This window comes from Anaerosalibacter sp. Marseille-P3206, from assembly GCF_900155565.1.
Lineage (GTDB): Bacteria > Bacillota > Clostridia > Tissierellales > Sporanaerobacteraceae > FUHM01.
This window is the reverse complement of sequence record NZ_FUHM01000002.1, coordinates 744,244-759,682: the sequence shown is the minus strand read 5'-3', so window position 1 is coordinate 759,682 and position 15,439 is coordinate 744,244. Positions and strand designations below refer to the sequence as shown.

Sequence of the window (15,439 nt, the reverse complement as noted above, 5' to 3'; positions counted from 1 at the left end):
AATGGAGAGATTATTAGTTATAAACCCAGGTAGTACATCAACAAAGATTGCAGTTTTTGACGACGATAAGATTATTTTTGAAGAAACATTGAGACATTCTACAGAAGAATTATCTAAATTTGACAAAATTTATGATCAATATGAATTTAGAAAAGATATTATAGTAGATGCATTAAATAAAAATGGTATTGAAATCAATTCACTTAGTGCAGTTGTAGGTAGAGGTGGACTTTTAAAACCAATTGAAGGTGGAACTTACAGTGTTAGTAAGAATATGTTGGAAGATTTAAAAGTTGGAGTATTAGGTGAACATGCTTCAAATTTAGGAGGCATTATAGCTAATGAAATTGCACAAAGCATTGGTAAGAAAGCTTTTATTGTTGATCCAACAGTTGTAGATGAAATGCAAGATATAGCTAGAATTTCAGGTATGGCAGATATTGAGAGAAAGAGTATAGTTCATGCCCTTAATCAAAAGGCAGTAGCAAGAAGACATGCTGCATCAAAAGGGAAAAAGTATGAAGATATGAATTTGATAGTTGCTCATTTAGGTGGAGGAATATCAGTAGGAGCTCATGAAAAAGGTAGAATCATTGATGTTAACAATGCTCTTGATGGAGAAGGACCTTTTTCACCAGAAAGAACTGGAGGACTTCCAGTAGGAGATTTAGTAAAATTGTGTTACTCAGGTAAATATACTCTTGAAGAAATGAAAAAGAAGATTAAAGGCAATGGTGGTCTTGTATCTTATTTAGGAACAAATGATGCAAGAGAAGTATCTGAAATGATTGAAAAGGGAAATAAAGAAGCAGAACTTGTTTATAAAGCAATGGCTTATCAAATATCTAAAGAAATTGGAAGCTGTGCAACAGTATTAAAGGGAAAAGTTGATGGTATTATACTTACTGGTGGAATTGCTCATGACAAGTTGTTTACACAGTGGATTAAAGAAAGTGTAGAGTTTATATCTGAAGTATATATTTATCCAGGTGAAGATGAACTCAGTGCATTAGCTGAAGGTGGTTTAAGAGTTTTAAGAGGAGAAGAGGAAGCTAAAGAATATTTATAGAATAAGGTGAATATATGATTAAAGACAAGAGAATTAAAGTTATAACTGGCCACTATGGCAGTGGAAAAACTGAATTTAGTGTTAACTATGCTGTTAAGTTGGCAAGTGAAGGGAAAAAAGTTGCTCTTGCAGATTTAGATGTTGTAAACTTATACTTTAGAAGTAGGGAAAAAGAAGATATCTTATCAGAACTAGGAGTCAAGATGATTTCAAGCTCTGTTAAGGCTTCAGCAGTAGATATTCCTGCTATCTCAGCAGAAGTATATGGCCCACTACAAGATGAAAGTTATGAGACAATATTAGACGTGGGAGGAGATCCAGCAGGAGCTAGAGTATTAGGTCGATATAATCCATATCTTATAGAAGGCAATTATGATATGTTTTATGTATTGAATGCAAACAGACCTGATACAGATACTGTGGAAAAAGCTATAGGATATTTACATGCTATAGAAGGTACAGCTAGACTTAAATTTACAGGTATAATTAACAATACCCATATGCTCAAGAGTACAACTGTAGAAGATGTATTGAAAGGGCAGAAGTTAGCTGAAGAAGTTTCAAATAAGTTAGAAATTCCAATTAAATATATAGTAGCTTTAGAAGATGTTGCTAAACAGTTACCAACAAACTTACAAGGTGAGATTTTCCCAATTAAGTTGTACATGAGGGAAGATTGGATGCTTTAATTAAATTTAATGTAAGGAGGGGTCAAAATGGCTAAGGCAAAAGGCAAGGTCACATTCAATGAAGATATTTGTAAGGGATGTGGGCTTTGTGTTTCAGTTTGTCCTATGAAAATCATATCTCTAGACATAGATACTATCAATGCTAAGGGATATCATCCAGCTACTGTTAAAGAGATGGACAAGTGTATAGGATGTGCTAGTTGTGCAACTATGTGTCCAGATGTTGTTATTACAGTTGAAAGAATTACTGAATAAGAAAGGGAGGGTTAAGTTATGGCTAAAGTTCTCATGAAGGGAAATGAAGCTATTGGAGCCGCTGCTATTAAAGCAGGTTGTAAATACTTTTTTGGTTATCCAATAACACCCCAAAGTGAATTACCTGAATATATGTCCAGGGAATTACCAAAGATAGGGGGATGTTTTTTACAAGCAGAAAGTGAAATTGCTGCTATAAATATGGTTTATGGAGCTGCTGGGGCAGGTGCAAGAGTTATGACATCTTCATCAAGCCCAGGAATCTCATTGAAACAAGAAGGAATTTCTTATATTGCTGGAGCAGAATTACCATGTGTTATTGTTAACATAATGAGAGGTGGCCCAGGACTAGGAAGTATTCAACCTTCACAAACTGACTATTTCCAAGCAACAAGAGGTGGAGGAAATGGTGACTATAAATTAGTAGTGTTAGCACCAGCTAATATACAAGAACTAGTAGATTTAATAATTGAGGGATTTGATATAGCTGATCAATATAGAAACCCAGTTATGATACTTGGAGATGGAATGATTGGTCAAATGATGGAACCAATTGAATTTAAGGAACCTAAGAAGAGAAACCTTCCTCCAAAAGATTGGGCAACAACAGGAACAGGTGGAAAGAGAAAACCAAATATCATTAACTCACTATATTTGGCTGCTGAAGCACTAGAAGAACATAACAAGAGACTTCAAGCCAAATACAAAGAAATAACTGAAAATGAAGTAAAAGTAGAATCATACAATTTAGAAGATGCTGATGTTGTTATAGCTGCTTATGGAACTACTTCTAGAATTGCAAAGACTGCTATTTCAGCATTGGAAAAAGAAGGCTATAAAGTAGGACTTATAAGACCTATTACATTGTGGCCATATCCATATGATGAATTTAACAAGATAAGTGATAAGTGTAAAGGAATTCTAACAGTTGAAATGAACTCAGGACAAATGGTAGATGATGTTAAAATTGCTGTTAATGGCAAATTCCCAGTACATTTCTTTGGAAGAACTGGAGGAATGATTCCTACACCAAATCAAATTGCTGAAAAGGTTAAGGAAATCTATGGAGGTGAAAAATAATGACTGTAGTATTTGAGAAGACTAGAGGCTTAACTGATGCTCAAACTCATTATTGTCCAGGATGTACTCATGGTATAGTTCATAGATTAGTTGCTGAATCCTTAGAAGAACTAGGAGTATTAGACAATGCAATAGGAGTTGCACCAGTAGGTTGTTCAGTATTGGCATATAATTATTTTAACTGTGATATGCACGAAGCTGCTCATGGTAGAGCACCTGCAGTAGCTACAGGTATCAAGAGAATTCACCCAGATAAGTTTGTATTTACTTACCAAGGAGATGGAGACTTAGCATCTATAGGTACTGCTGAGATAGTTCATGCAGCACATCGTGGTGAAAAAATATCAACTATATTTATAAACAATGCTATATATGGTATGACAGGAGGCCAAATGGCTCCAACTACTCTTGTAGGCCAAAAGGCTACTACAGCACCTTATGGTAGAGATGAAGCTCACTGTGGTAGACCACTTAGAATAGCAGAAATGTTAGCTACTATCCATGGAGCAAAATTTGTTGAAAGAGTAGCAGTTAATAATCCTGCAAATGTAAGAAAAGCAAAACAAGCTATAAAGAAATGTTTCCAACTTCAATTAGAAGGTAAAGGTTTTGGAATAGTAGAAGTACTTTCTGCCTGTCCAACTAACTGGGGATATACACCAGTAGAAGCATTAAAATGGTTGGAAGAAAATATGATACCTTATTATCCTCTAGGAAATTTTAGAAATCCTGAGGAGGTGGAATAAATGGAAAGTAGAATAGTATTTGCAGGCTTTGGTGGACAAGGTGTTATGGCTATGGGACAACTTATAACTTATGCTGGAATGATTGAAGACAAAAACGTATCTTGGCTTCCATCCTATGGACCAGAAATGCGTGGAGGTACTGCTAACTGTGCTGTTGTAGTATCTGATGAACCAGTTGGATCACCAGTAGTAGTAGAAGCAACTTCAGCAGTAGTTATGAATAGACCATCATTAGATAAATTTGAGAATGAAATTTTACCAGAAGGAAAACTATTCATCAATTCATCATTAATAGAACAAAAAGCAACAAGAAAAGATATTGATGTATACTATATTCCAGTTAATGATATAGCAAAAGATTTAGGTAATGACAAAGTAGCTAATATGGTAATGCTAGGTGCTTATCTAGAAGCTACAAAAATAGTAAAAGTTGAATCTGTATTAGAAGCTTTCACAAAAGTATTTGGTGAAAGTAAAGCTAAACTTCTTCCTATCAATAAGAAAGCGCTTGAAAAAGGAGCAGAGGCTGTTAAATCTCAATTATAAGTATTAGTTTATAAACAAAAGCCAGCATGTGCTGGCTTTTGTTTTTCCAAAAGAAAGGAGATAGGTGATATTATGTGGGGGATTATAGCTACTTGGGCAATGGCATATGATGGAGTTTCAAAGGGAAGTAAATTACTTACCCAAAAACATTCAGCAGTTGATGCTATAGAGGAGACGATTAAATCAGTAGAAGATGAACCAAGCTTTAGATCTGTTGGATATGGTGGACTTCCCAATGAAAAGGGAATTGTAGAATTAGATTCTGGATTTATGGATGGAGATAAAATGTCAGTTGGTGCTGTTGGAGGTATAACTGGATTCAAAAATCCAATATCTATTGCCATAAAATTAAGTCAAGAATCATACAATAATTTTTTAGTAGGAAGTGGCGCAGAGGAATATGCAAGAATAAATGGATTTGAAGAAAAAGATATGGCTACTGAAAGGTCCTTGGAAATTTGGAGAGAAAAGAAAAAGAGCTTTTCTGAAGAAAATATGAAGGCCTATGATGGACATGATACAGTTGGAGTTGTTACACTAGATACATATGGAAAAATGTGTGCTGGAACATCAACTAGTGGATTATTTATGAAAAGAGAAGGTAGAGTTGGAGATTCACCACTTTGTGGAAGTGGTTTTTATGTAGATAGCGAAGTAGGTGGTGCAGCTGCTACTGGAGTTGGAGAAGATATAATGAAAGGTTGCTTATCTTATGAAGTTGTTAGGCTTATGAAGGAAGGGTTAAATCCTCAAGAAGCAGCTGATAGAGCAGTAATAGAATTCAGTGAAAAGCTAAAGCACAAAGCCAATATTTCAAGAGATATTTCCGTAGTTTGTATGAACAATAATGGAGAATGGGGAATAGGTACCAATATAGATGAATTTTCCTTTGTAATAGCTAGAGAAGATATGAAACCAATAATATATTTGGCCAAGAAAATAGATGGGAAAACAAAATACATGGAAGCAAAAGATAAATGGATAGAAGACTACATGAAAAAGGAAATAAAGTAATTGATATGTAAAGAAGTTTCGGAAAGGTAGGATATTATGATTGAAATAATAGGCACATGTGTAGATGATGCCATAAAAATAGAGAGAAACGGTGGAGATAGAATAGAACTAATATCTGCTTTAACTGAGGGCGGATTAACACCTAGTTATGGGCTTATAAAAAAGGTATTAGAAAATGTTAATATACCTGTTAATGTGATGATAAGACCACATGCGAAGTCTTTTGTATACTCCCATGAGGACATAGAGACTATGATAGAAGATATAGAAATTGCAAAGGACTTAGGAGCAAATGGCGTAGTTTTTGGACTATTAGATTCACTAGGGAATATAGATGAAGAAAATTTAAAATTATTGTTGAAGCATACGGGAGAGTTAGAAGTTACATTTCACAAGGCAATAGATGAATCAGTAGATATTGTAAAAAGCATTTCTATCTTAAAAAATTATCCACAAATAAAAAGAATATTGACTTCTGGTGGAAAAAGGAAGATTGAAGATAATTTAGAAATCATAAATACTATGATAAGAGAATCTGAAAATCGAATGATAATAATGCTAGGCGGAGGACTCAACTTTGATAATGTAGAGTATATTATAAATACTACCAAGGTAAGGGAAGTACATTTTGGTACAGCTATAAGAGTAGATAGTAGTCCATTTGGAGATATAGATGAAGAAAAGCTAAGGCATATGAAAGAATTGGTTAGTTTCCATTGCCTCTCTCCTAATTTTAGGATACAATTAAGATAATTGTTAATATAGTTAGGAGGTGTAAATATGAAATCGTTATTAATGAATAACAAAAAAGAATTGTTTTTTCACGTTTTAATATGTTTTATTGCTGCAACGATTCAGGTGGCTACGGCTCTCATATACAAGGTAATTACCGATACTGCATTATCAGGCGATTTTAAAAAGTTGGTCTGGGTTTCCATATTTTCTATTTTATATCTTATACTAGATATGTTATTTGACTACTTTCCCAGAGTTACAAAGGCAAAACTGGTGCATTGTGTAATGCATGATATAAGATCAAAACTTGTAGAGAAAATAAGTACTATTGACAGTTTTTCTATAGCGAATGCGGATAAAAGCAAGATCATATCAAAGTTGGTAAATGATGCAAATATTGTGGAAAATGAATACTTAAAGCCTCTTTCAGGACTTATACTCAGTTTATTTATATTTGTTCTATCTATTGTTCTATCCTTTCAGCTAGAGGCAAAATTTGCGATTTTGATGGTAATTTTATCGACTGCTCCTCTGTTATCCCCTTATATATCAAAAAAATTTTAAAAGATAAGAGGAATTTAGTATCTCAAAAACAGGATAATTACTTTTCACTATTTCAGGAATTTGTAAGTTTTATCATTACTTTAAAAGTTGGAAACAGTATTCCAAATTATTCTGAAAAATTAGCTGAAAAAAGTGAAGATTTAAAAAGTAAAAAAATAGATTTCGAGTCTTTTCAAGGTTTAACCTATGCAGTATCATTTTTCCTTGGAGGAATTGCTTATTCAGGCACTTGGATAATAGGTGGCTTCTTTGTGATTCTAAAAAAAATTACAGTAGGAGATTTAATTGCAATGACTACTTTGATGAGTACCATCTCCGGTCCTCTTCAGTATTTGAGTTCTACCTTTACTGAATTGGTATCTAGTAAAAAAATTACCGATGAGCTTTGTGACTATATAAACGAAACTCCTAATAAAGGTACTAACTGCAATAAAATGGCATTAAAAGAGCCCATTAAGTTTATTGAAATATCCAACATAAGTTTCTCATACAATGACAAACCTATATTTTGTAATTTCAGCCATATTTTGAGATGGGAAAGAAATATGCTATAGTAGGTGAAAGTGGCAGTGGTAAATCTACACTTCTCAATATCATCTCAGGACTTTACGAAGTAGATGAAGGTAGAGTCAATGTAAATGATACAAATTTAAAAGATATTGATTTGATGTCTTATTACGATAACATATCCTTCGTCAAACAAAAGCCAGATATTTTCACGGCTACTATTTCTGAAAACGTAGCTCTTTTCCACTCTTATAATGACGAGGAAATAAAAAAAGCACTAATAAAAAGCGGATTGAAAGAACTTATTACTACCCATCCTATAAGTAAAGTTATAGGAAATAATTCAAGCATAACTCTCTCTGGTGGAGAGGAAAAACGATTGGAGATTTCAAGAAGTATATTCAAAAATCCCCAAGTAATTCTTTTTGATGAGCCGACCTCAGGGTTAGATGCAGAAAATGAGAATAATATAGGCAATTAGATTAAAGAATTGTCGGGTAAAATGGTAATTGTAGTAACTCATACTACTAACAAAAGTTTTCTCGACAATTTTGATGAAATTATAAAAATAGAATAAGTTAGTAATAGTATAATAAATAGCCTCCATCTTTAATAGATGGAGGCTATTTGACGCTTACAAACTAAGCAATTGCAAATATAAATTCACCTTCACAAGCTACTTCGCCTTTAACACTAGCTATGCCTTTAGCTATACCTATGGAACCTCTCATTTTTATCATTTCTATATCCATTTCTAGTACATCTCCAGGAACAACTTTTTTTCTAAATCTAACTTTATTTAATCCAGCAAAGTATGGGGTTTTTCCTTTATATTTTTCTTCACTTAAAATCACAACTGCTCCTACTTGTGCAATAGATTCAACAATTAATACACCGGGCATAATAGGTTCTTCTGGGAAATGACCTTGAAAAAAAGGTTCATTTATAGTTACATTTTTATATCCTTTTCCACTTTTTCCTGAATCGATTATTTCAACACTATCTACAAGTAGAAAAGGATATCTGTGAGGAATTATTCGTTTTATTTCCTTAATATTTAAAGAAATTGACATATTTCCACCTCTTTTACAATAATTATAGTAAATAAATATTGAAAAAAAATAACAATTAATATAAACTTTAATTAGCTTTTCATTAGTAAAATATATCATATTATAATTACATATTCAAATACATTGATTATAAAACACCTCTTTTTTTTAATTTACAAAAATGATATAATATCATTGTCGACACTAGTGTCAATAATATTTAATCTTGTATAAGTGCGATGAATAAGGGATTTTACGAAATAGACTTAAGTTCACAACATATTACATTGTTGATAAATAAGAGATTATAGTATATAATTACTCTAAATGTTTATTTTGATAATTTGTATAAATTTCACATATACATTGAGCTTTATCTATAGTGTTTTTTAATGACACACAAGGGCGTTCATATAAAGAACCCTTGAATTTAGTATGCTTAAACTGGAGGTGTACATTTTGAATAGTATATATTCTGTAGGAATTACTGGAATGGGCAGTTATGTGCCTGAAAAAATAGTTTCTAATGATGATTTGAGCAAAATAATGGATACATCTGATGAATGGATTAATACTAGAACAGGAATTAGAGAAAGAAGAATAGCAGATAAAGACATTGCAACTTCAGATTTATGTACAGAAGCTGCTTTGAAAGCAATTAAAGATGCAAATATTGATTCTAAGGATATAGATTTAATTCTTATAGCAACAGTTACTTCTGATATGGCTTTTCCTTCTACAGCATGTATTGTGCAAAAGAATATTGGAGCAGATAATGCTGCTGCCTTTGATATCTCAGTAGGGTGCTCAGGATTTTTATATGGACTAGCTATAGGGTCAAACTTTATAGCAACAGGAGCTTATAAAACTGTATTGGTTATAGGTTCTGAAGTCTTATCAAAAATTCTAGATTGGGAAGATAGAAGCACTTGTGTATTATTTGGAGATGGGGCAGGAGCATGTGTTTTGCAGAGATGTGAAGATGGAAAGGGTATACTTTCCTATGATTTAGGGGCAGATGGAGCTAATGGACATTTTCTTACTCAACCAGCAGGAGGCTCTAGAATGCCAGCTTCTCATGAAACTGTTGAGAAAAGACTTCATTATGTACATATGGATGGTGGAGAAGTATTTAAGTTCGCAGTTAGAGCAATGGAGAAGGCTTCTTTAAAGGCTTTGGAAAAGGCAAATATTGGATTGGAAGATATAGATTATCTTATACCTCATCAGGCAAATATTAGAATTATTAAATCTTCTGCTAAGAGACTTAAGGTTCCAAAAGAAAAGGTTTATGTAAACTTAGATAAATATGGAAATATGTCTTCTGCTTCAATCCCTATAGCATTAGATGAGGCTTATCATAAGGGGCTAATTAAAAAAGATGATACTGTACTATTAGTAGCCTTTGGTGCAGGGCTTACATGGGCTAGTGTAGTATTGAAATGGGTAAAGTAAAGGAGACGGTGAAAATTGTTCAACACAAGACTATGTGAATTATTAAACATAAAATATCCGATTATTCAAGGAGGAATGGCTTGGGTAGCAACTCATGAATTGGCTCAAGCTGTTTCAAAAGCTGGAGGGCTGGGAATTATAGCAGCTGGAAATGCTCCAAAAGAAGTTATTAGAGAAGAGATAAAAAAGTTAAGGGAAAATACCGATAAACCTTTTGGGGTAAACATAATGCTTATGTCCCCATTTGCTGATGATATTATGGATTTGGTTTGTGAAGAAAAAGTTCCTGTTGTTACAACAGGTGCAGGAAACCCAGGAAAATATATAAATAGATTAAAGAGTTGTGGGATAAAAGTAATACCTGTAGTGCCAACAGTTGCATTAGCTAAGAGGCTAGAAAGAGAAGGTGTAGATGCAGTGATAGTAGAGGGGACTGAAGCTGGTGGTCATATTGGTGAGTTAACTACTATGTCTTTAGTGCCTCAAATTTCAAATGCTGTAGATATTCCAGTTATTGCAGCTGGTGGAGTCGCAGATGGAAGAGGATTTTTAGCAGCATTGTCCTTAGGTGCTGATGGAGTACAAATAGGAACTAGATTTGTTTGTTCCACTGAGTGTATAGCTCATGACAATTACAAAGAAAAGATAATGAAATCTAAAGATAGGGATGCAATAGTTACAGGAAGAAGTACAGGATATCCAGTAAGGGTTCTAAAAAATAAGTTTACAAAGGAATACTTAGAATTAGAAAAAAAAGGGGTTCCTTTTGAAGAACTTGAAAAGTTAGGTGCAGGTAGGCTAAGAATAGCTGTTATGGAAGGTGATATGGACAATGGTTCTATAATGGCAGGGCAAGTCGCTGGATTGATAAATGATGTGAAATCATGTGAAGAAATTATTATTGACATAATAAAAGAGGCTGAAGTAGGTTTAGATAGGTTAGAAAGTTTAAAGAGGGGTGAGTAATTTGGGAAAAGTAGCTTTTATTTTTCCAGGTCAAGGTGCTCAATTCGTTGGAATGGGCAAAGACTTTTACGATAATTTCGCTGTTTCAAGAGAAGTATTTGAAGAAGCAAATGAGAGTTTAGGAATGGATATAAGGAAAGTTTGTTTTGAAGGCCCAGATGAAGAACTTGTAAAAACTGAAAATACACAACCTGCTATACTTACAACGAGTATTGCGATGTTAAGAGCTCTTAAGGAAAAAGGAATAGATTGTGATTATACTGCAGGGCTTAGTTTAGGAGAATATTCTGCATTAGTTGAAGCAAATGCGCTAGAATTTAAAGAAGCAGTTCCTTTAGTTAAAAAGAGAGGAAAGTATATGCAAGAAGTTGTTCCAATAGGAAAGGGTGGCATGGCAGCTATATTAGGATTAGAAAAAGAAAAGGTATTAGAAGGAATAAACAGTGCATTAAGTTATGGTGTAGTTGAAATTGCAAACTACAATAGTCCTGGTCAAATAGTTATTTCTGGTGAAACTGAGGCAGTAAAACAAGCAACACTAAGTGCAAAAGAAAGAGGAGCAAAAAAAGCTGTGTTTTTACCAGTTAGTGCACCTTTTCACTCAAGCTTACTTAAACCAGCAGGTGAAAGACTAAGTGAAGAGTTAAACAAAGTTAAGATAAATGATTTAAAGAAGATTGTTGTTACTAATGTAGATGCAAAACCAATAACTAACAAAGAAGAGGTTAAATCTAGTCTAGTACGACAAGTCAGTAGTTCAGTGCTTTGGTGTGATTCAGTGAATACTATGTTAAATGATGGAGTAGATACATTTATTGAAATTGGACCGGGAAAAAGCCTTACTGGATTTGTAAAAAGAATTGCAAAATCTCAAGGTAAGGAAGTAAATACTTTCAATATAAGTGATATATCAGGATTAGAAAAAGTAGTGGATTTCTTTAATAAGGAGGAGAGAAATTGACTCTAAAAGATAAAAATGCACTAGTAACTGGAGGTTCAAGAGGAATAGGAAGAGCTATTGCACTAGAACTTGCTAGAGAAGGAGCCAATGTAGCTATAACATATATTAGTAATAGTAATAGAGCTGAGGAGGTGATAGATGAGATAGAGACATATGGCGTAAAGGGAATAGCTATTAAAGCTGATGTTTCAAATGAAGAAGAAGTAAATAATATGATTGAAATAGTAAATAGTGAAATAGGTGGAATAGATATTTTAGTTAACAATGCAGGAATTACAAAAGATAATCTCCTTATAAGGATGAAAACTGAAGATTGGGATGATGTAATCAATACCAATCTAAAAGGAGTATATCTATGTACAAAAGCAGTTGTAAGAGGAATGATGAAAAAGAGATATGGTAAAATTGTAAACATAGCATCGGTAGTTGGAATATCAGGAAATCCAGGTCAAGGAAACTACAGTGCTTCAAAGGCTGGAATCATTGGATTTACTAAGTCTATTGCAAAGGAATTAGGTAGTCGTGGTATCAACATAAATGGAGTTGCACCTGGATTTGTAGAAACTGATATGACAAATGTGTTAAATGATAAAATAAAAAAAGAAATGTTGAATCAAATACCACTAAAGAGATTTGCAAAACCTGAAGATATAGCTGATGTTGTAGCTTTTTTATGCAGTGAAAAAGCTAATTATATCACAGGACAGATAATAAATGTTGATGGTGGTATGCTAATGTAAAATGTTATTTAAGGAGGAATTTATAATGGAAATATTTGAAAAGGTAAAAGAAATTATTGCTGATCAACTTGAAATTGAGGATTTAGACACTATAGAACCTGAGACTTCAATCATGAATGATTTGGAAGCAGATTCACTTGATGCTGTAGAAGTAATGATGGCAATAGAAGATGAATTTGATATTGAAATTCCTGAAGAAGATGCAGAAAAATTCAAGAACATAAAAGATATTGCAGATTATGTTAAAACTAAGATTTCTTAGTAATAGTTGGAGGGAACTGAATTGAAAAGAGTTGTCATAACTGGCCTAGGGCCTATAACACCAATAGGTACTGGAAAAGAAGACTATTGGAATTCTCTAATTGAAGGTAAGTCTGGAATATCACATATAACAAACTTTGATACAGAAGGCTATACGAGTACAATTGGTGCCGAAGTAGCAAATTTTCATCCAGAAGAGTATATGGATAAAAAAGAGGCAAAGAGGATGGATAAATTTGCCCAATTTGCAGTTGCAGCTACTAAGTTGGCAATAGAGGATAGTAAAATAGATCTAGAAAGTATTGATAAAAGACGAGTTGGTGTTATATTAGGTTCTGGTGTAGGTGGTATTGAAACCCTTGAATCAGAACATACAAAACTTATGGAAAAAGGTCCAAGAAGAGTAAGTCCATTTTTTATTCCTATGATGATATCAAATATGGGACCAGGGCAAATAACTATGACTTATGGATTTAAAGGGCCAAGCTTTACTGTTACAACAGCATGTGCATCAGGAAATCATGCTATAGGAGAATCTTTTAGAATGATTCAAAATGGAGCTGCTGATTTGATAGTAACTGGTGGTAGCGAAGCTGCAGTTAGTCCAATATCTGTAGCAGGTTTCTGTTCAATGAAAGCACTTTCAACAAACAATGATGAACCAGAAAAAGCAAGTAGACCTTTTGATAAAAACAGAGATGGATTTGTAATAGGAGAAGGAGCAGGAATTATAATACTTGAAGAATTGGAACATGCATTAAATAGAAATGCACATATATATGGAGAAATAATTGGTTATGGAGCTACTTCAGATGCTTATCATATAACAGCACCAGATCCAGAAGCTTTAGGGGCTGTAGAAGCTATGAGGCTCGCAATTGAAGATGCAGGGGTAGACATTGATGTAGTAGATTATATCAATGCACATGGCACTAGTACTTATTATAATGATAAATTAGAAACCCTTGCTATAAAGAAATTGTTTAAAGAACATGCATATAAGCTATCTGTTAGTTCTACAAAATCCATGACGGGACATCTCCTAGGTGCTGCAGGTGGTATTGAGGCAATAGCATCAGTTTTAGCTATTGAAAACGGTATTATACCACCAACAATAAATTATGAAACACCTGATCCAGAATGCGATCTTGACTATACGCCAAATAAGGCAAAAAGTCGAGAAGTGAATTATGCATTATCAAATTCATTGGGATTTGGTGGACATAATGCAGCTATATTACTTAAAAAATATGAAAAATAAATTTTAGGAAGGCTTTGAATTTATAATTCAAGCCTTCTTTTGTATATATTATTTCTCTAGTACTCATACTATGATATACTAATAATATTGAGAAAAGAGGATGTGAAGTTAATTTATGGATATAAAGATTCCAAATCATATAGAGTACATATTAAATAAACTAGAGAAAAATGGATTTGAAGCATATATTGTAGGTGGATGTATAAGGGATATATTATTAAATAAAAGCCCTTTAGATTTTGATGTGACTACAAATGCACTACCAGAAGAAATAGAGGAAGTATTTATTGATAAAAAAACCATTGATATTGGGAGGGCTTTTGGAACAATAATTGTTCATCTAGATGAAGATGATGTAGAAATAACTACATTTAGAAGAGAAGGGGATTATATAGATGGCAGAAGGCCAGAGTGGGTAGAATTTGTATTCTCTATAGAAGATGATTTGTCTAGAAGAGATTTCACTATTAATGCTATTGCATATAATAGAAAAAGAGGATTAGTTGATCCTTTTAATGGAGTTAAAGATTTACAAAGAAGAACAATTAGATGTGTTGGTGAACCAGAAAGAAGATTTCAAGAAGACTATTTGAGAATACTAAGGGCAATTAGATTTGCTTGTGTTTTGGATTTTGAAATAGATGAAGATACTTTTTTAGCTGGGAAAAAATATAGTGAATGTGTTTCTCAAGTTAGTATAGAAAGAATTAATAAGGAGTTAGTAAAGATATTGCTATGTGATACTCCTTCAAAGGGATTGAAACTATTAGAAGAAATGGGACTTATCCCAATAATACTACCAGAGTTTGTTCCTGCTATTGGATTTGATCAACACAATCCTCATCATGATAAAGATGTATTTAATCATATACTATGCGTAGTAGATAGTACTCCTGTAAATCTAAAAGTAAGACTAGCAGCACTATTTCATGATGTAGGAAAGCCCAGTTGTTTTTCAGTAGATGAGAAGGGTATAGGACATTTTTATGATCACAATAAAGTTGGAGCTAAGATATCAAAAAGTGCATTAGATAGACTCAAGTTTCCAAAAGATATAATCAAAGATGTTTTTATATTGGTTAGAGAACATATGACACATCATAGTAATTTCAGTGATAAAGGATTAAAGAGATTAATAAGAAGAGTTGGAGAGGAAAATATTCACGATCTTTTTTCTCTACAAAAAGCAGATAGAAGTTGTTCCAACAAAGATGCTTCTATTGACAACATAATTGAAACTGAAATTAGGGTAAAGGAAATATTAGATAAAAATGAAGCTTATGAAATAGAACAATTAAATATAGATGGAAATGATTTAATTGAAGTGGGTTATCAAGAAGGGAAAATAATAGGAGAAATACTTGAATATCTATTAACTAGAGTTATGGAAAAGCCCTCTTTAAACAATAAAGAGAAACTAATCAATTTAGCTTTAAAAAAGTTTCCGTTAAATTGTAATAAAGATGATTAAAAAAATATTTGTAGATATAAAATGATTATGCTATTATATAAATGTCATAAATTAGTAGGAGGTAAAA

17 protein-coding genes and 1 pseudogene are annotated in these 15,439 nt (G+C 33.0%); 17 read left to right on the top strand and 1 reads right to left on the bottom strand.

Going from position 1 to position 15,439, the window contains the following annotated elements:
• The first annotated feature begins 1 nt into the window (after nt 1).
• From buk to BQ9840_RS04950, 10 genes and pseudogenes are all read left to right on the top strand, one after another.
• On the top strand, nt 2-1,069 hold the full coding sequence (gene buk / locus BQ9840_RS05000; RefSeq protein ID WP_077368674.1) for a butyrate kinase: 1,068 nt from the start codon (nt 2-4) through the stop codon (nt 1,067-1,069).
• Nucleotides 1,070-1,083: 14 nt separating this feature from the next.
• Entirely contained in the window at nt 1,084-1,758 is a 675-nt protein-coding gene (locus tag BQ9840_RS04995) for a nucleotide-binding protein (protein ID WP_077368671.1), read from the top strand.
• Between the two features lie 27 nt (nt 1,759-1,785).
• Nucleotides 1,786-2,013, top strand: a complete 228-nt coding sequence (locus BQ9840_RS04990; RefSeq protein ID WP_077368669.1) for a 4Fe-4S dicluster domain-containing protein — start codon at nt 1,786-1,788, stop codon at nt 2,011-2,013.
• An 18-nt stretch (nt 2,014-2,031) separates the two neighbouring features.
• Complete coding sequence (locus BQ9840_RS04985) at nt 2,032-3,093, top strand: 3-methyl-2-oxobutanoate dehydrogenase subunit VorB (protein WP_077368667.1); 1,062 nt, start codon at nt 2,032-2,034, stop codon at nt 3,091-3,093.
• Nucleotides 3,093-3,839 carry a thiamine pyrophosphate-dependent enzyme gene (locus tag BQ9840_RS04980; RefSeq protein WP_077368665.1) on the top strand — a complete coding sequence of 249 codons (747 nt, stop codon included), beginning with the start codon at nt 3,093-3,095 and terminating at the stop codon, nt 3,837-3,839. The genes BQ9840_RS04985 and BQ9840_RS04980 overlap by 1 nt, the downstream gene beginning before the upstream one ends.
• On the top strand, nt 3,840-4,385 hold the full coding sequence (locus BQ9840_RS04975; protein ID WP_077368663.1) for a 2-oxoacid:acceptor oxidoreductase family protein: 546 nt from the start codon (nt 3,840-3,842) through the stop codon (nt 4,383-4,385).
• Between the two features lie 72 nt (nt 4,386-4,457).
• Nucleotides 4,458-5,399: a N(4)-(beta-N-acetylglucosaminyl)-L-asparaginase gene (locus BQ9840_RS04970; protein ID WP_077368661.1), complete on the top strand. Its 942-nt coding sequence runs from the start codon at nt 4,458-4,460 to the stop codon at nt 5,397-5,399.
• Between the two features lie 36 nt (nt 5,400-5,435).
• Entirely contained in the window at nt 5,436-6,152 is a 717-nt protein-coding gene (locus BQ9840_RS04965; RefSeq protein ID WP_077368659.1) for a copper homeostasis protein CutC, read from the top strand.
• A 27-nt stretch (nt 6,153-6,179) separates the two neighbouring features.
• Nucleotides 6,180-7,252, top strand: a pseudogene (locus tag BQ9840_RS13065) (ABC transporter transmembrane domain-containing protein).
• On the top strand, nt 7,231-7,686 hold the full coding sequence (locus BQ9840_RS04950; RefSeq protein ID WP_077368653.1) for an ATP-binding cassette domain-containing protein: 456 nt from the start codon (nt 7,231-7,233) through the stop codon (nt 7,684-7,686). Before BQ9840_RS13065 ends, BQ9840_RS04950 begins: the two are co-directional and overlap by 22 nt.
• A 160-nt stretch (nt 7,687-7,846) precedes the next feature.
• On the opposite strand, the gene fabZ is transcribed toward BQ9840_RS04950, so the two are convergent.
• The gene (gene fabZ, locus BQ9840_RS04945) at nt 7,847-8,272 is read right to left on the bottom strand and encodes a 3-hydroxyacyl-ACP dehydratase FabZ (protein ID WP_369800221.1); all 426 of its coding nucleotides are present in this window, start codon (nt 8,270-8,272) and stop codon (nt 7,847-7,849) included.
• A 444-nt stretch (nt 8,273-8,716) separates the two neighbouring features.
• Here fabZ and BQ9840_RS04940 point away from each other — a divergent pair, with 444 nt between their 5' ends.
• From BQ9840_RS04940 to BQ9840_RS04910, 7 genes are all read left to right on the top strand, one after another.
• Nucleotides 8,717-9,712 carry a beta-ketoacyl-ACP synthase III gene (locus tag BQ9840_RS04940; protein WP_304528587.1) on the top strand — a complete coding sequence of 332 codons (996 nt, stop codon included), beginning with the start codon at nt 8,717-8,719 and terminating at the stop codon, nt 9,710-9,712.
• A 15-nt stretch (nt 9,713-9,727) separates the two neighbouring features.
• Nucleotides 9,728-10,678, top strand: a complete 951-nt coding sequence (gene fabK, locus BQ9840_RS04935; RefSeq protein ID WP_077368648.1) for an enoyl-[acyl-carrier-protein] reductase FabK — start codon at nt 9,728-9,730, stop codon at nt 10,676-10,678.
• A gap of 1 nt (nt 10,679) precedes the next feature.
• Entirely contained in the window at nt 10,680-11,639 is a 960-nt protein-coding gene (gene fabD / locus BQ9840_RS04930; RefSeq protein WP_077368646.1) for an ACP S-malonyltransferase, read from the top strand.
• Nucleotides 11,636-12,379 (top strand): 3-oxoacyl-[acyl-carrier-protein] reductase, encoded by a 744-nt coding sequence (gene fabG, locus BQ9840_RS04925; protein ID WP_077368644.1) that lies wholly within the window; start codon nt 11,636-11,638, stop codon nt 12,377-12,379. Before fabD ends, fabG begins: the two co-directional genes overlap by 4 nt.
• Nucleotides 12,380-12,404: 25 nt before the next feature.
• Nucleotides 12,405-12,641: an acyl carrier protein gene (gene acpP, locus BQ9840_RS04920; RefSeq protein ID WP_097677463.1), complete on the top strand. Its 237-nt coding sequence runs from the start codon at nt 12,405-12,407 to the stop codon at nt 12,639-12,641.
• 21 nt (nt 12,642-12,662) lie between these two features.
• Entirely contained in the window at nt 12,663-13,901 is a 1,239-nt protein-coding gene (fabF, locus tag BQ9840_RS04915; RefSeq protein ID WP_077368642.1) for a beta-ketoacyl-ACP synthase II, read from the top strand.
• Between the two features lie 115 nt (nt 13,902-14,016).
• A complete protein-coding gene (locus BQ9840_RS04910; RefSeq protein WP_077368640.1) occupies nt 14,017-15,372 on the top strand; it encodes a CCA tRNA nucleotidyltransferase in 1,356 nt (451 codons plus the stop codon).
• Nucleotides 15,373-15,439: the final 67 nt, after the last annotated feature.

What these genes read in the sequence shown, in the direction of transcription:
- buk (WP_077368674.1), top strand. Translation starts at nt 2, where the DNA reads ATGGAGAGATTATTAGTTATAAACCCAGGTAGTACATCAACAAAGATT.
- BQ9840_RS04995 (WP_077368671.1), top strand. Translation starts at nt 1,084, where the DNA reads ATGATTAAAGACAAGAGAATTAAAGTTATAACTGGCCACTATGGCAGT.
- BQ9840_RS04990 (WP_077368669.1), top strand. Translation starts at nt 1,786, where the DNA reads ATGGCTAAGGCAAAAGGCAAGGTCACATTCAATGAAGATATTTGTAAG.
- BQ9840_RS04985 (WP_077368667.1), top strand. Translation starts at nt 2,032, where the DNA reads ATGGCTAAAGTTCTCATGAAGGGAAATGAAGCTATTGGAGCCGCTGCT.
- BQ9840_RS04980 (WP_077368665.1), top strand. Translation starts at nt 3,093, where the DNA reads ATGACTGTAGTATTTGAGAAGACTAGAGGCTTAACTGATGCTCAAACT.
- BQ9840_RS04975 (WP_077368663.1), top strand. Translation starts at nt 3,840, where the DNA reads ATGGAAAGTAGAATAGTATTTGCAGGCTTTGGTGGACAAGGTGTTATG.
- BQ9840_RS04970 (WP_077368661.1), top strand. Translation starts at nt 4,458, where the DNA reads ATGTGGGGGATTATAGCTACTTGGGCAATGGCATATGATGGAGTTTCA.
- BQ9840_RS04965 (WP_077368659.1), top strand. Translation starts at nt 5,436, where the DNA reads ATGATTGAAATAATAGGCACATGTGTAGATGATGCCATAAAAATAGAG.
- BQ9840_RS04950 (WP_077368653.1), top strand. Translation starts at nt 7,231, where the DNA reads ATGGGAAAGAAATATGCTATAGTAGGTGAAAGTGGCAGTGGTAAATCT.
- acpP (WP_097677463.1), top strand. Translation starts at nt 12,405, where the DNA reads ATGGAAATATTTGAAAAGGTAAAAGAAATTATTGCTGATCAACTTGAA.
- BQ9840_RS04910 (WP_077368640.1), top strand. Translation starts at nt 14,017, where the DNA reads ATGGATATAAAGATTCCAAATCATATAGAGTACATATTAAATAAACTA.